We start from the raw sequence: 17025 nt of genomic DNA on the forward strand, positions 1-17025 counted from the left end.
AGATAAGTTCTAATTCAATATCCAAGTTTACTTTTGCGCTTCTATATCTTCTAAAACCCAATGTAATTCTGGATCAATGTTATTTAAACGATCTTGATAAGTCGGAATTATTTCTACATCAGGTTTAACGCCATAACCATCGGTACCAGTTTTCTGTTTAGTATCTATATGCAATAACCCTATCCTAGCTTCTACCTTTGTATTAGGCAATATATACATTTTCATTAATCCTGCTACTGTCCCGTTATAAGCGCCACCGGTCTCTTCTCCAACAAAAGTAGCACGTTTTGTACCTTGAAGCTGAGAAGATAATACAGATGATGCCGAAAAGGAATTACCATTAATTAGCACATAAATTTTACCTTTAAAATTTAATGGGTTCGCCTCGCTAAGTTTTGCTTGTTTTAATGTGTAATACAGTTTACCATCTTTTTTGCTGCTTTTAAAATACTCAATCGGAGCTATAACCGGAGATAAAACACCCGCTAAAACTTTAATTCCAAAAGGGTTAGCATTACTCATAATACTTTTTAGAAATGGCAATCTGGTTTTGGTTTCACTTTTATTAATAAACGTCACATTTTTATCTGAAAGATAGGAGTATAAATAAGCAATTTCAGACAAGCGTCCGCCAAAGTTATTTCTTAAATCAATAATTAATGTTTTTGTTTTTAAAGAATCTAAAGATGTAAAAGTATCGTCATAAAAGCCTTTAAAATTACCTTTAGTAAACGATTTTATCTTTAATAAAGCTACAGTACTATCCTTACCAACAAAATTTAAGTTCCGGTTATATGTTTTTACTTCCGGGAAAAATTTTATTGACGTATAGCCATGTTTACTATTAAAATCCCTTAACGCTTTTGCTTCTCTTTTTTTAGCTTTACGCGCTGCTTTTGTTAGTCTGATTGTATCTTTTTTAACCTCTTTTTTGTCGATTTCTAAGCTTAACGCTGTGCTATCTTTATTACTAACTCTTTTATATTTTTTTATAAAAGTAGAATCTGGTGTTTTTAAAGTCAAAGAAATACTATCAAAATGACCTTTATCTTTAATGTAATAATTAAGAAAACGTCTACCCGCTACCCTATCATGAAATGTTGTATTGTAACCATCTGAAGCAATAATACGTTTGTATTTTTTTATTAATTTTTGAGGTGCTTCATTTCCTATTTTTAAAACTTGAGCATTAATTAAAACCGAATCCTGTCCTAATGCATCAACAACAAAAAGTTGATCATCCAAATATTCAAACTCTAAAAAATTGATTCCAAATTTTAATTTACTTTGTTTTTCTCGCTCTTTTTTATCAAATCTTTTTGAAGGTGGTGCAACAGAAAAATGTCCTTGACCTACATATTTTGTAACCTCTGCTAATTGCTTATAAAACGTGCGACTGTCCATTGGTTTAGTAATGGCGGTTTTTAAACTATCAAACTTAAAATCTAAAGTTTCTTTTGGAGTAAATTGGTATAAATGTGGATGGTTGCGTTTTAACTGCTTATAAATAGCATCAACATCATCTTGTAAATCCTGTACCGGATGTTGTTTGGTGACTTGTAAATTATAGGTCTCGATACTGTTACATGACACTAACAATAATATAACACTCAGATAAGTAAACAACTTTCTCATAATTATAGCGATTTTAAATGATTGTATTTATTTATAAAGACGCAAAAAAAGAAGAAAGGGTTGCTTTGGTATGTGTTTTTTTTAACTAAAAAATAAACTACAATGCTAAATAACATCAAACTAATCTTCTTTTTAAGATTTTTATCTAAATACAAAACATGTGCCATTTATTAAATTGGGATTGCAGTTGTACTCTTTACTTCGCTAATAACAAACATACTATGCGTGCTACCAATATGATTAATGTTGGTTAGTTTTTCTACCATAAACTCTCTAAAGGCTTCCATATCTTTAACCATAACCTTTAAAATGTAGTCGTAATCACCACTAATATGGTGACACTCTAAAACCTCTGTTAAGTTTGTTACTTCCTTTTCAAATTGTACCACATACTCTTGGATATGTTGTGACAGTTTAATATGGCAATACGCAACAAAGCTTTTTTCGACCTTCTCCTTTTTAACTAACGCTACATATTTATTTATTACGCCATTATTTTCGAGCTTTTTAATACGCTCAAAAACAGCGGTTACGGATAAATTTAGTTTGTTAGATAACTCTTTATTAGTCTGTTTACTATCATTTTGTAGTAATTGAAGGAGTTTTCTGTCTATTGCATCAAAGGTCATAATCGAAAAATTTTCAGTCTAATTAGATTAAATTCAAATATACATACTTTATTTTCCGAGAAAACACAATTATATAGTTTTATATTCCTAATACTTAACCAAGCATTGATTATTATTCTAATAATATGCATATTTGATATAATAAATACTAAAATCATACTTATGTCATTTAAACCAGCAGACAACATTCAGGACTTACAATATTTTGGAGAATTTGGAGGTGTAAATCCCTCTATTTCAGACTCATCTACTTATACTTTTTTGAAAGCAAAAACCATGTTTGATACTTTTGAAGGTAATACAGATGGTTGCTATTTATACTCTAGACACTCTACACCTTCTAACCTTTATTTAGGCGAAGCATTAGCTGCTATGGAAGGAACAGAAAGCGCAAATGTTGCAGGATCAGGAATGGGCGCTATCACACCTACTCTTTTACAACTTTGTGGTGCTGGTGATCATATAGTATCTAGCCGAACGATTTACGGTGGTACTTATGCTTTTTTAAAGAACTTTACACCTAGAATGAACATTGAAACGTCTTTTGTGGATATTACTAAACTAGACGTTGTAGAAGCTGCAATTACTAAAAACACAAAGGTATTGTATTGCGAGTCTGTTAGTAATCCTTTATTAGAAGTTGCAGACATTAAAGGCTTAGCCGCTTTAGCAAAAAAACATAATCTAACATTAGTTGTAGATAATACGTTTTCTCCTTTATCAATTTCGCCTGCGCAATTAGGAGCAGATATTGTAATACATAGTTTAACTAAATTTATTAATGGCTCTTCGGACACTATGGGAGGTGTTGTTTGTGGTAGTGCAGACTTTGTTAATTCACTTAAAAGTGTCATTGATGGCGCTAGCATGTTACTTGGTGCTTCTATGGATAGTTTGCGCTCATCTTCAATATTGAAAAATATGAGAACGTTACATATTAGAATGAAGCAACACAGTAAAAACGCAGCTTATTTAGCTGAGAAATTTGAAGACTTAGGCATAAAGACCGTATATCCAGGATTAACTTCTCACCCTTCTCATGATGTGTTTAAGTCTATGATGAATGAAGCCTATGGTTTTGGAGGTATGCTAACTATTGATGCAGGATCACTAGACAAGGCAAACGCCTTAATGGAATTAATGCAAGAAAAAAATGTGGGTTACTTAGCTGTAAGTTTAGGGTTTTACAAAACATTATTTAGTGCTCCCGGAACCTCTACATCTTCTGAAATACCACAAGAGGAACAAGCTGAAATGGGATTAAGCGAAGGTCTAATTAGATTTTCTATTGGTTTAGATGATGATATCCAACGCACCTTTAACATGATAAAAGCATGCATGATTGAAGTTGGTGTTTTACAAACAGCAATGGCATAACCAAAATAATTCACACAATAAAAAAGCCTGAACATGTTTAATGTTCAGGCTTTTTTGATTCTATTTAAAAATTAGATTATTGATTCAAAAGGGCTTCTATTTTAAGAAGTCTATCTTCTAAATTCTTTATTTTTTTGTCTTGAGATTCAATAACAGCATCCTGAATCTTTATTTTTTTGTTTAATTGTGTGATGTATAAAAATTGTTCTTCTAATTTTTCTAATGAAGATAAAGTCAATTCACTTAAATCAATTCTGAATCCATTATTTTTAATTTCTTCATAAGATTTAACTCCTGGAAGATGATTGTATTTTTTTGCAAAAGCTTCTGTTTCTTCAATAGACTTAAATTTATACTCTGAATTAATTCCTGATTCTCCCGTAAAAAACTTTTCAAAAACATAATCCGCATAACCTGTAGCGAAACCACCGTTAGTGGCTACAAAATTATTAGCAGTTACTCTTCCTAATACAGTTACATCTTGTGACACACTAACATCTCCTAAAAAGTAACCAGCCCAAGAACCTACTTTTTCTACTTTTGAATATACACCATAATGAATACCTCCTGCATCAGTATCAATTATATTTTGTGTTCCGTATTTAACACCACTCCCTATTCCACTTAACTCATTTTTTGTTCCAAAATGATTTCCTGATCCTTCGTTATTTATATTATTACTAGTTCCTATCTTAGTTCCATTTCCAGTACCACTTATTTGATTATTGACTCCAATATTAGTCCCATTTCCATCATTTAAAACATTATTAACCCCAAAATGACTTCCGTTTCCTACTCCAGAGATTGTGTTACTAATACCGTAATGTGTATTATTATTTGAGTTGGTAATTGTATTTCTCATGGCAAACTGAACACCAGTTCCAACTCCTGAGAGTAAATTAAAACTACCAATATGGGTACCTGTTCCAGTACCAGATAATTCACTTCTAGTTCCATAATGAGAGCCATTTCCCGAAGCGGTTACTCTACTTCTTACCCCTTCAATAATACCACTAGCATCACCTCCTAATTGAGAGTAAACACCACGATGGTTACCCGTACCATCAGTATTATCTTCATTATAAATGCCTGTGTGCGTATTGTTATTATCACTTATAAAAAATGTACCAACACCTCTATGTTCACCTGATGCTGTAATGGGTTGGCTAAATCTATTATAAAGACCATGGTGTATACCGCTTCCTTCAATACTCATTTCATTGTACATCGCAAAAACACTATTATTATTAAGTCCTTGAACTTTAATATTTAAAGCTCGTTCTTCGTCATTAGATAATAAATCTAATCCGTACAATGGTTTATCATGTCCTATTCCAACCTTACCTTCAGTAAAAATATCATCTGCTATATTTGTTGATTGAATAGTAGTTTCCGCCTTATACCAATCGTCATCTAAATCAACCGTATCAAAAGGCTTCCAATCTGTCACAGCATTATCCCAATAATAAAACCCAGAACTATAATCCTTAGTTGTTCCACTTATATTTACGCCTGTTAAATTATTGTTTAAGTAAATTACCATAGCATTTTGATCCACATTTGGATTAATTGCTGGAAATACATCCAAACGAGGTAACAGCAACCCATCGTTAAAATTAGGAGCTGCAGGTGTAGTTACAGAAACATCTAAAAGAGATTTAGGATCTACGTTATTAATACCAACTTGGGCATTACTATCAATAAAAGAAAGTAATAAAACAAAAAATAATATTTTTTTCATAGCTAGAATCTTAATTTACATTGCTAATGTAGGAGCGTTAGTCGTAAAATAATGTTATAGTATACTTAAAGTTGCTAATTTTAGATTAAGTGTGTATAAAGTCAGTTAAAATAGGCTTATATGAACCTTTTATGGCTATTAATATCAACACTTTAAACGATTATAAAAACACAAAACAGCTTACCTTTTTTAATTTGGTTAAAACAAAAAGCAACACGCTTGTAACAAAAGTTAAAATCATTCACAAAATTACCCCAAAAGCAATGGTATATTATCTATCCCTTTTTTTTGAGATTGTTAGCAAAAAGTTACTCCTTTAAAGACTCAACTTAACAATTACAGATAACTGCCTAATTGTCAGCACTCAAATCCATTTGCATAGCTTCTTGTAAAATCGTAACATTACATATCCAAAAAACTAACTAAATGCAAGACGACAATCTTTCGGAAATAGAAATCCAAGATCAAACCATTATAGAGAATAAAGAACTAAACATTTGGGAAGCATTAATACCTGTTGTATTGCTAATGTGTATGCTAGCTTACAACATATTTGTGGCAGATGGCGAAGCTTTAGGTGCATATTCTAATCAGTTTATTTTATTAATCGCAGGTGCTATTGCAGCAGTTGTCGGTTTCTTTAATAAAGTAAACTATAAACTAATGCTAAAGGAAATATGGGAAAACTTACAAAGTGTATTTGTCCCGATCATGATTTTATTTTTAGTTGGTGCTTTAGCCGGAACTTGGTTAATTAGTGGTGTAATACCTGCTATGGTATATTATGGATTACAAGTTTTAAATCCATCCATATTTTTACCGGCTTCTGTTATTATTTGTGCAGTAATATCTATTGCTACAGGTAGTTCTTGGACCACCTCTGCAACTGTTGGTATTGCGCTTATTGGTATTGGTACAGCTTTAGGGATTAGCCCAGGTATGATTGCTGGAGCCGTAATTTCTGGAGCTTATTTTGGAGATAAAATGTCACCTTTAAGTGATACAACAAACTTGGCGCCTGCAATGGCGGGAACAGATTTATTTACACATATAAAATACATGAGTATTACTACTGTACCAACAGTAATTATTACACTTATAGCGTTTTCTATCATGAGTGTAAGCATAGAATCTACAGGTAGCTCTGATACCTCTTTCATTTTAGGAACAATAGACAAATACTTTAATATTACACCGCTTCTTTTTTTAGTACCAGTAGCTGTAGTTGTATTAATTCTTTTTAAAGTTAAACCTGTAGCAGCCTTAATTTCTGGTGTACTTTTAGCAGCAGTATTCGCCTTTATATTTCAATCTAAATTAATTGAAAACATAACAAACTCTTCTACCAAAACAGTTGTAACCTCTATATTAACAGATACTAGTGTAGAAATTGATAACGCAGAATATCTAGCTAACTTATCTCCTGCAGATATAGAGAAAGTTAATAACGACCCACAACTTAAAAATCTATTTTCAGATGACGATTTAAAAGGTGTGCATACACTACAAAGTTTACAAAGCTTTTTAGCTCCAGATTATGCAGACGCTGCTGTTGTTAAGGCTAAAGCCGAAAACTTAGAAAAACTAATCACCATAAAAAGATTAAAAAAATTATTTAGTGCAGGTGGGATGAACGGGATGCTTTGGACCATCCTACTAATATGTTGTGCAATGGTATTTGGTGGTACAATGGACGCAATTGGTGCCTTATCACGTATTACAAGAGAACTATTAAAACTAGCCACTACAGTCTTTGGATTGTTTGCTAGTACGGTAATAAGCTGTTTAGGGTTAAATGCAATTGCATCAGATCAATACCTAGCGCTGGTTATACCTGGTAAAATGTTTAAAAAAGCATATCAAGATAAAGGACTAGCGCCAGAAAACTTAAGTCGTACACTAGAGGATTCTGGTACTGTAACCTCTGTACTTATACCATGGAATACCTGTGGTGCATACCAATCTGGTGTTTTAGGCGTAGGTGTTGGAGAGTATTTTGTTTATGCCATTTTTAACTGGCTAAGTCCATTTACAACCTTATTTTTTGCTGCACTTAATATTAAAATCAGACAACTAAAAGATAAATAACTGTAAATTATACAGTTTAGAGTTTACTATAATTAAAATTTATAGCCTAATAAGATTTAAAAATTTTATTAGGCTATTTTTTTTTACCTTCTAATGTATCTTTGCACACTGAAAAAACAATGTATTAATTATAAAATTTTAAACAAATGGCAATAGTAGGAAAACAATTCCCAGATTTACATGTGGATGCAATGAACGAAATGGGTGATACTTTTAAAATCAACGTTCTTGAAGAAGCAAAAAACAACAACAAAAAAGTAGTATTATTCTGGTATCCTAAAGATTTTACTTTTGTTTGCCCAACAGAATTACATGCTTTTGAAGCTGCTAAGGCAGAATTCGCAAAAAGAAACACAATCGTTATTGGTGCGTCTTGTGATACTCCAGAAGTACACTTTGCATGGTTAAGTCAAGCAAAAGATAATGGTGGTATTGAAGGTGTTACTTACCCAATCCTTGCAGATAGTAACCGTAACTTATCTAGCATCTTAGGTATTTTAGATATCAAAAACGAAACTTACGATGAAGAAACTGGAACTGTACAAGTAGAAGGTGACAACGTAACTTACAGAGCAACTTATATTATTGACGAAGATGGTATCGTACAACACGAAAGTATCAACAACATGCCATTAGGTAGAAACGTTGGAGAATACTTACGTTTAGTAGATGCATTAACGCATGTACAAGAAAAAGGTGAAGTTTGTCCTGCAAACTGGGAAGAAGGTAAAGATGCAATGCAAGCTAACGCTAAAGGTACTGCAGCTTATTTAGCAAATCACGTAAACTAAATTATTATGTTACAAGAACTAAGTCAAGATAACTTAAGCGAAATTATAGCAAATAACGACACTGTAGTAGTACAATATTCGGCTACATGGTGTGGTAACTGTCGTATCATGAAACCAAAGGTTAAGAAATTAGCTAGCGAGTTAGAAAATATAACATTTGTTATCGCTGACGCGGAAAAATTTCCGGAATCAAGAAAATTAGCTACTGTAGATAATTTACCAACGTTTGCAACATTTAAAGGTGGACAATTTGTAAATCAAACACAGACTAACAAATTTGACGTTTTAAAAGAGTTAGTTGACGAAGTAGCATAACACATAAATGTCAGGTTGCCCGCAGTTACAGCCAAAAGCTTAACTGCGTTTAAACAGACAACAAAAAACAATTATCAATGAAATTACCAGTAATAAAACACTTAACACAATTTATAGAGGACAATGACGAAGATTACATCGTTGAAACTATTGAAACTCTAGAAGCCTTAACTGAAGTACCATCTCTTAAAGATGAAGAATTAGACGTTATTGGAGAGTTAATCTCTAATATGTACGGTGCAATTGAAGTTAATAAAATGATTAAAGACGGTGCAACTAAAAAAGATGCAGTAAACGGATTTATGAAACGTGTTTTAGGGTCTATTGATAAGTAATTGAAAAAGAAAAATTAGTAATTATTAAAACCACTTTGTGCTAGCAAAGTGGTTTTTTTTGTTAAATAAATAATTGGTTAACCAAATTTTGCATACCTTGGTTTTGTTATTAATGCAAGGCAATATAAATGTATTGTTACGCTATACCACCAAAAAAAACTAAACTACAATGACAAAACAAAGTATCTCAACAATTTCAGCTACTTTACTTCTATGTGCTTTAACAACACTTAGTAGCTGTAAAAAAGAAACAAAACAAGCGGAAATGCCTAAAACGGAAGTCGCTCCAAAAACAGTATACGCTAGTAGTGTTATTCCGTTTTTTGATCAATGGAAACTTATTTTAGGTGATGGTTCAAATGCAGGAATTGCAACAAATTTTGAAAACAAAGATTTTTTCTACACACAAAACGATGGAAAAGACAACTGGGTTGTGTTTAAATCGCCAAATGGTGGTGATACTCACGGAACATCAAATAACACCAGAACCGAACTAGCACAAACAAAAAAATGGTATCCAGAAACTGCTGATGACAAACTATCTGCGACATTAAAAGTAATGAATGTGTCTGCAACAGGAGATGCACGTGTTGCTGCATCGCACGCTGTGGTAGTTGGTCAAATACATAGTGCTGATGCTTTTGAAAACGAGCCATTAAAAATATTTTACAAAAAATACCCTGGTCAAACTAAAGGTTCTGTCTTTTGGCATTACGAAATTAATACTGCAGGAGACGATAATGCTAAGCGATGGGATTATTCTTCTGCTGTTTGGGGTAACGATTTTTCTGTAGTGGGTAGCGATGCTAATACATTTCCGGCAGAACCTGAAGATGGTATAGCCTTAGGCGAAGAATTTAGTTATAATGTAGTTGTAAAGCAAGGTATTATGCATCTTACATTTACAAGTCCAGGACACGAAACTAAAACGTTTACTAAAAACTTATTACAATCAGAATACGCTACTAAAGCAGATATCCCTGTACAAACTCAAAAACTATTTTTTCCAATTGGTCAAGATGGTGTGGAGCGTAAAGAAGCATACACAGGAGAAGGTTGTTTCTTTAAACTTGGATGTTACAATCAGACTAACGGAAAATCTCCTGACGTAAATAAAAACTGGTGCTCTGGAGCAGAAACACATGGTGGCGATATCCAAAAGCAATATGCAGATGGTAACTATGCAGAAGTATGGTTTAAAACAGGAAGCATATCTGTAAGTGATAAAGCTGTATCAAATGATGGGTATTTTGCTAAAAACGATTAAACCACGCTACTAATTTATACTATTTTAAAAGCCACTTTACAGTTGTAAAGTGGCTTTTTTTATGTCGCATAACGTCTAGTTTCACATCAATTTTTAATATTATCTATTCTAAGATCTTATGACTGTTTAAATAATTTCCAATTAGTAGCTTACATTCTGACGGGTTAGTTATAATTAATCGCTTACTTTATTTATAAAATAAACTGTTGTAAATTACTTGCTTAATTAGAAAAATGAGAATAAAAGTAAACGTTTTATTTATTTTAATATTTGCCACTCAATGCAAAAACATTGAGAAAAAAGACGTGCAAGAGCGTGATTGGGATGTGGTAAAAACATCAAGGCATTATAGAGACTACGCTACATTCATTCAGAACCATCCTAATTCTAACAATTTAGAAAATGCTATTTCAGAGTATTTATTTTTAAAAGATAGCCTTTCGGATTTTATTGTTTGCAATAGATACAATGCCACAATTGATTCAGTTAACAATACTAAACTACTGTTTAATCAGTCATTAACAACTATTGATTCGTTAAGGTATTTAGCCTTCAACTATCTTAAAAATGCAAACGGAACAATGGAAGTTTCATCAAAATTAAAATATAAAATCAGAGTTCCAAATACAGATGTATTCGATTCCATTTCTAAAGGTCAATTTGAATTTCATTTCTACAAAAAACACATTCCTGTTACTTATTTACAACCAGTAATAACTGAAATAAGTAAAGGCATTACTGATTACAAAAACTATTTGTCAAAAAAATGGTATCAAACGGAATACGCTAAGTTAGAAAAGGACAAAAAAATAGCAATTGACGCATTAAACGATCAAAAGTTGGTCTTTTTTGATTTCACGGACTTAGAAGCTAAAAGGATTACACCACCGCCACCAGCATCGGACTAATACAGTTAGAAGTAAATAACAAAAGGCACAACCAATATTATAAACAAAGCCCTACTCTTCCGCTTTTATTCACTAAATTAGACATCCAACAAAGACAGTTTACCTAAACTAATCACAAATAACACCATTACAACTAACGCTATTACACAATGAAAATTGAAAAAGTAAAAAATTACAATCAAAAACTACTGGCAATTCTAGGAACACTAGCAGCCCTTTTTTTAGTAATAGCTTTAATAGCTTTTATTTCAATTATAATTAAAGAAAATCGTGACTACTCTTCTTATGACGATGTTGAAACAGGAATATTATCTGACGAAAAAATTGAAAAACTACAAAAAGAAAATAAACGTCTACAAGTCATATCCTACGAAACACCAAAATTAATTGACACCTTAAAATCTGTTTACATAATCCCGGTGTCTCATAAAATGCTGAATCAAAAAGAAGATATTAATGGCATCTTAAATGGATTTGTAAGTGCTTCAGGAGAACAATATGCAAGCTCTAACAACAGATACTCTAGTGGCTTTTATGGTGCTTACAACAATGTTATTATTTATGATCAAAACAATCAGATCAACAAAAAACTATTTGACAAGCGTGTCAATTTTAATACCATACATACAGCGTATTTTGATAATGATATACTGTTATTAATGCAAGCGTCAGAAAAGGACACCTATAAAGATGGCGTTTTAAATTTAGAAGATTTTAAATCACTTTATATCTATTCGTTTAAGCAAAAAGAAATGAAAAAAGTAAGTATTGAAGGCATGGATGTTTTCAATTATAAGTTTTTAAATAACAGTACTGATTTAATTATTGAATTTGGAATAGACAAAAATAATGACGGACAATACGAGTCTTATAACGAACCTATTTTAATCAAGAGATATGATTTTAAAAGCGGAACACTAAGCGATATTATAGACAATCAAACACATTCTGAGTTACAGAAAACGTTAGAAGGATCAGAATAATAAAACACCATAAACACACACACAACTCAAATTGAAACATCTAATCATCATCATTTTATTTATAACGTGTCACGTTTTTATTCAGGATCTAAAACAACTGGAAACAATAATTGGAATGGATTTCGATTTTGGGATTCAGGTGCAAAAGGACTGGCAACAAAGAGACCAATTACTTGAAGCTATTGCTTCCAATAAAAAAAGTTGGAACAACCTAACAGACCAAGAAGCAGCGCTTTTAGAAAAATATGACGAAACCTACAGCACAATGTGGGATGTAGAAGGTGCAGGTTGCTCCTGGTATTGTGGCGCGGGAGACTACACCGTTAGCGCTTCCTCCTTTTTAAAATCGGAAAACGCAAATACGTATAGCGTCAATAACATTTCTGACTTTAGTTATCAAACAGCTTGGGTAGAAGGTGTAAAAGGCTATGGTATTGGAGAATCTGTTACGTTTTCATTTGTTCCAAACCACCCGCGCTTAACCACTATTAAAATTGCAAATGGTTATATAAAAAGCAAAACCACTTGGAAGAATAACTCCCGTGTAAAAAAGCTTAAACTATATATAAACGATACCGTTTATGGGGTCATTAATCTTAAAGATTGTTATGCATTGCAATCCATTAGATTAGATAAACCTATTGGGTATTCTCAAAGAAAATATCAAGAAAAACTAAAAACATTACCTAATTGGAAGATTAAATTTGAAATCTTAGAAGTCTATAAAGGCGATAAATATGAGGATACTGCACTATCTCAAATATTTTTTGACGGTATTGATGTGCATTAAAACGCAATAAATTTATAACGTTTTACAAGCTTTTTTTAAAACCTAGTGATAATTAACAGACTAATTGTTTAATCAAATTAGAGTTAAATAACTAGACAACAATACTTTTAAAAGAAGTCCATTACAAGTGTACTAATACTTTATACTTTTATTAATTAGTAGTTTAACCAAAATAAAAAGAGATTCTTAGTATATGAAAAAACTAGTAGCGATAGCAGTCTTACTACTTTCAAACCATTGTTATAGTCAATTAAAATCAGTAATAATTGACAGCACTACCAACAAAGCTATAGCTTATGTTAATATTTGGGTTGAAAATGAAAATATTGGAACCACTTCCAATATTAACGGAGCATTTACATTAGATATAGATACACCTAAAGTTATTCATTTTTCGGCTATTGGATTTGAAACAAAAAAAATAGCATCAGATGCCATAAAAAGCAAACTTAAATTAAAACCAATAATAACACAGCTCAGCGAAGTTGTCTTAACTTCAAAAAAGGAAACTAAAAATTTAACCATAGGACAGTTTAAAAAAGCTAATATTAGTAGCTATTTTTCTTGTTCAACAAAACCATGGATAACAGCGCGTTATTTTAAATTTGATTCAACTTACAACAAAACACCGTTTTTAAGCAAACTTAAACTTCTAACTAATAGCGATGTATCCGATTCTAAATTTAATATTAGATTATACAGTGTAGCAAAAAATGGAGCTCCAGAAAATTACATCTATGACAAAAATATTATTGGAATCGCAAAAAAAGGCAAAAAATTTACTGAAATTGACCTCTCAAATTTAAATATCGAATTCCCAAAAGATGGTTTTTTTATTGCAATAGAATGGTTAATAATTGAAACCAACAAACACGAATACAGATACACCAATACCGAAACAAAGACCAAAGAAAATGGAATTTCTTACGAACCTGCTCTTGGAACAATTTTTTCAGAAACAGACCAAAATAGTTGGTATTTTATTGGCGGTAAATGGAATCGAATTTGGGAAAATATTGTTACAACAAAAAAGAAAAAAAACAAATACAACCTGTTAGCAATGCAATTAACGCTAACTAATTAACACCAAACACCAATCTAATTCAAAAAAACTGATAATAAACACAACAAATCATAAACGCTTTAAAACAACAAAGACTTTGCAAAACAAAAGCAGATCCCGATGTCAACAAAAAAGTTAACCAGATATAAACACCCCTTATTATAACTGCTTTTCGTTTTCAGGCTTTACCCTTTTTTAGTCTCTAATAGCTATGTAAACAGACCGTTTATATAATTAATAGAGACTATTTTATTTAAAATAAATGGTGGTTACGGTTTCCCGTAAAGTATAGTAATCAGACTTTTGTAACTTGGCTGTAGTTTAGAAAAATACGTAGTTCTACTTATAGTTTTTTAAATGAATAAAAAGTAACTTCGTTTTTTATGTCTTAATAGATATAAGCAAAACTAAACTAACCATATCCGGTATATTTACGGGATATGAGGAACAAAAGTAATCATATAACTAGTTGTGTACTATTTGAGAAAACCGTTACGCCGAATTGAAAACAGTGATGAAATTAACAAATGAACAGTTTACAGAAGTTGCTTTTATTTTCGAAAAGGAAAACGGAAATTCTCACTCGGAATTTGAAAAAGGAATAATTGCGGAATCTAAACTGACCAAATATAAACCGACTGAATTGGAAAATATAATAGTCGACGGACTGAACTCTGGAATTTATAAAAACGAGGGCGAACGAGTTAGTGGATATTGGAGCTTATCAAAAATCGGAAATCGGAATTTAATAGCCGAATATAAAAAGTGGTTGCGAACGGAATTGGAAAACGAAAATGGAATTGCAGTTTTTCAAATATTAATTGGACTTGACCGACTTGGCGAACCTGTCTTTAACGAAAACCGAACTGGACAAGGAGTTGACGAAACGGAATTGAATATAAGAGATGCTAAACAGTATCTGAAAAAATAAAAACAGTGCACAACACCGTGTATAATTAATTGCTAGGTCACTACCGACTTACGAACATTCCTGCGGAATATTCTATCTGTGATTTATTTGCTAAATTAGTTGCTTAACCACGCAACTAACCATACACAAATCCGTTGTGTGCAATTACTCAGCAGACCTCAAAAAACTGAATGAAAACAGAAAAAGACAATTTAACACCGAAACAAAAGAAAAACGTTTATCTGAAAATACTTTTACTCGGAATTATTATCTGTGCTTTTTTCTTTTACAAAAATTACGACAATGAAAATCGAGAAAAATTATTGTCTGAAAATTTTGAGTTTACATTTTGCAGAATTATTGGAAATAATACATACAAATCAAAAACAAACTTTCTCGAATATAATGTTGACGGAATAAAATACGAAACTCGACCTTTAAGTTCAAGAATCTTTAATATTGGAGAATTTTATAGAATTAAATACTCTAAATCAAAACCTGAAATTTCGGAAGTTGATTATACAAAACCAATAATATTAAACCAAAACGACTTTGATTTTACAAATGGAATAGTAACTAAAACATTTGAAAAAGAAAGTTTGAGTGTTCTTTCATTCTCTTATAACTATCAGAATGAAAATTATGAACGAGATGTAATTCTTGAAAAAATTGGTGAATTAAAGAAAGGAAAACAAATTGAAATATTAGTGAATAAGAAAAATCCTGAAATTTCATATTTAACAGAACAAATAAAAGCGGAATAAAAAACTGCACACAACACCGTGTATAATTAATGGCTGGTTCTCGCCTACTTACGAAAATCCTCGCGGATTTTCTATTCGGTTTTTATTTGCTAAATTAGGTGCTTAAACACGCCACTAATCATACACAAACACGTTGGCAATAATTATGAGACAAACATTTTACACATTAACAATCATTCTCTTATTAATCTCTTGTAAAGAAGAAAAAAGAGTAATTGAAAAAATTGATTTTAAAACGAAGTATCAATTTTCATCTGAAATCGACAAAAAAACGGCTAAAGATACTGTTCCTTGGAAATATCAAATATCTGCTACTGCTTATGCAGCAAAAGGAGATTATAGAAATGCTTTAATTCAATCAGATTTGGAATCTGAAGGAAAAGAAAAAAACTTTTCTAAATCGCAAATAGATTCAATAAACCTTAAATACAGAACAATAAATGCTTCCGATTATATAATTGAAAAATCCAAAGAGAATAGAATAGTGATAATAAACGAAGCTCATCATAATTCATTCCATCGTGTATTCACTAAATCACTTCTTAAAAAATTATATGACAATGGTTATACAAATTTAGGACTCGAGGCATTAGATACTTCAGATAGTTTAAATATTGCTTTAAACAATCAAAAATATCCAATTTGGAAAACAGGTTATTATATAAAAGACCCACAATTTGGAAATTTAGTTAGAGACGCTTTAGAAATTGGATATAACTTATTTGCTTACGAGCAAACGAAAAATGTAAATGGAAAAGAAAGAGAAATAGAACAAGCAAAAAACATTCAAAAAGTAATTGAAAAAAGACCAAATGAAAAATTTCTAATTCATTGTGGTTATGACCACGTACTTGAAGGTAATCACGATTATTTTGAAAAAGCGATGGCTAGCAGACTATTTGAATATACAGGAATAAATCCTTTAACGATTAATCAAACTAAATATAGTGAAGTTAGTAATCCAAAATTTAATCATCCTTTTTTAAAAGCCATTAAGATTGAAGAATCTTCTATTCTAATTGACAATGAAGATAATCCATTAAAATATGAACGTGATGAATCATACGCAGATATTGCTGTTTTTCATCCAAATACAGAGTATGTTAATGACAGACCAAAATGGTTATTTGAAAATGGAAATAAAAATATCTCAATAAAACTAACAGATATAGAAATAGAATTTCCTATTATGGTTTTGGCATTTAAAAAAGGAGAAAATATTAATTTGGCTGTTCCGATTGACATAATGGAAGTTGAAAACAAAACAAGTAACTGCAACCTAGGACTAAAAAAAGGGATTTATAACATTGTTATAACAAATGGAAAAGAGTCAGTTAAATTTGAACAAACCGTAAAGTAACTATTGCCAACAACGTATAAAATTAATTGCTAGATTCTAGCCTGCTTACGAAAGTCCTCGCGGACTTTC

At 31.4% G+C, this 17025-nt stretch carries 16 protein-coding genes; 13 read left to right on the top strand and 3 right to left on the bottom strand.

The genetic code is table 11. The features are described from left to right. Nucleotides 1–27: 27 nt before the first annotated feature. Both ACZ2G2_RS15070 and ACZ2G2_RS15075 read right to left on the bottom strand, forming a co-directional pair. Nucleotides 28–1635 carry a S41 family peptidase gene (locus tag ACZ2G2_RS15070; RefSeq protein ID WP_470393093.1) on the bottom strand — a complete coding sequence of 536 codons (1608 nt, stop codon included), beginning with the start codon at nt 1633–1635 and terminating at the stop codon, nt 28–30. A gap of 170 nt (nt 1636–1805) precedes the next feature. Further along, entirely contained in the window at nt 1806–2264 is a 459-nt protein-coding gene (locus ACZ2G2_RS15075) for an Lrp/AsnC family transcriptional regulator (protein WP_101202573.1), read from the bottom strand. A 162-nt stretch (nt 2265–2426) separates the two neighbouring features. Between ACZ2G2_RS15075 and ACZ2G2_RS15080 the strand changes: the two genes are divergently transcribed. Continuing rightward, nucleotides 2427–3641, top strand: a complete 1215-nt coding sequence (locus ACZ2G2_RS15080) for an aminotransferase class I/II-fold pyridoxal phosphate-dependent enzyme (protein WP_470393096.1) — start codon at nt 2427–2429, stop codon at nt 3639–3641. Between the two features lie 76 nt (nt 3642–3717). Here ACZ2G2_RS15080 and ACZ2G2_RS15085 read toward each other — a convergent pair whose 3' ends face one another. Next, nucleotides 3718–5382 carry an autotransporter outer membrane beta-barrel domain-containing protein gene (locus tag ACZ2G2_RS15085; protein WP_470393098.1) on the bottom strand — a complete coding sequence of 555 codons (1665 nt, stop codon included), beginning with the start codon at nt 5380–5382 and terminating at the stop codon, nt 3718–3720. Nucleotides 5383–5808: 426 nt separating this feature from the next. Between ACZ2G2_RS15085 and ACZ2G2_RS15090 the strand changes: the two genes are divergently transcribed. From ACZ2G2_RS15090 to ACZ2G2_RS15145, 12 genes are all read left to right on the top strand, one after another. After that, entirely contained in the window at nt 5809–7470 is a 1662-nt protein-coding gene (locus tag ACZ2G2_RS15090; protein WP_470393100.1) for a Na+/H+ antiporter NhaC family protein, read from the top strand. A 146-nt stretch (nt 7471–7616) separates the two neighbouring features. Next, nucleotides 7617–8261 (top strand): peroxiredoxin, encoded by a 645-nt coding sequence (locus ACZ2G2_RS15095; RefSeq protein WP_090840231.1) that lies wholly within the window; start codon nt 7617–7619, stop codon nt 8259–8261. A gap of 6 nt (nt 8262–8267) precedes the next feature. Next, nucleotides 8268–8576, top strand: coding sequence for a thioredoxin family protein (locus ACZ2G2_RS15100; RefSeq protein ID WP_101202575.1), 309 nt, complete (start codon nt 8268–8270; stop codon nt 8574–8576). A gap of 77 nt (nt 8577–8653) precedes the next feature. Further along, nucleotides 8654–8911, top strand: a complete 258-nt coding sequence (locus ACZ2G2_RS15105) for a DUF6952 family protein (RefSeq protein WP_090840235.1) — start codon at nt 8654–8656, stop codon at nt 8909–8911. A gap of 169 nt (nt 8912–9080) precedes the next feature. Further along, nucleotides 9081–10178, top strand: coding sequence for a polysaccharide lyase family 7 protein (locus tag ACZ2G2_RS15110; RefSeq protein ID WP_470393103.1), 1098 nt, complete (start codon nt 9081–9083; stop codon nt 10176–10178). A 233-nt stretch (nt 10179–10411) separates the two neighbouring features. Beyond that, nucleotides 10412–11086, top strand: coding sequence for a hypothetical protein (locus tag ACZ2G2_RS15115; protein WP_470393105.1), 675 nt, complete (start codon nt 10412–10414; stop codon nt 11084–11086). Nucleotides 11087–11235: 149 nt separating this feature from the next. After that, on the top strand, nt 11236–12069 hold the full coding sequence (locus ACZ2G2_RS15120; protein WP_470393107.1) for a hypothetical protein: 834 nt from the start codon (nt 11236–11238) through the stop codon (nt 12067–12069). A 115-nt stretch (nt 12070–12184) separates the two neighbouring features. Continuing rightward, a complete protein-coding gene (locus tag ACZ2G2_RS15125) occupies nt 12185–12859 on the top strand; it encodes an NADase-type glycan-binding domain-containing protein (RefSeq protein WP_470393109.1) in 675 nt (224 codons plus the stop codon). Between the two features lie 193 nt (nt 12860–13052). After that, on the top strand, nt 13053–13943 hold the full coding sequence (locus ACZ2G2_RS15130; RefSeq protein WP_470393110.1) for a carboxypeptidase-like regulatory domain-containing protein: 891 nt from the start codon (nt 13053–13055) through the stop codon (nt 13941–13943). A gap of 481 nt (nt 13944–14424) precedes the next feature. Further along, entirely contained in the window at nt 14425–14853 is a 429-nt protein-coding gene (locus ACZ2G2_RS15135) for a hypothetical protein (protein WP_470393112.1), read from the top strand. 170 nt (nt 14854–15023) lie between these two features. Further along, nucleotides 15024–15596 (top strand): hypothetical protein, encoded by a 573-nt coding sequence (locus ACZ2G2_RS15140; RefSeq protein ID WP_470393113.1) that lies wholly within the window; start codon nt 15024–15026, stop codon nt 15594–15596. 145 nt (nt 15597–15741) lie between these two features. Further along, nucleotides 15742–16956, top strand: a complete 1215-nt coding sequence (locus tag ACZ2G2_RS15145) for a hypothetical protein (RefSeq protein WP_470393114.1) — start codon at nt 15742–15744, stop codon at nt 16954–16956. The last annotated feature ends 69 nt before the right edge of the window (nt 16957–17025 follow it).

The organism is Olleya sp. KKT75, from assembly GCF_055635485.1.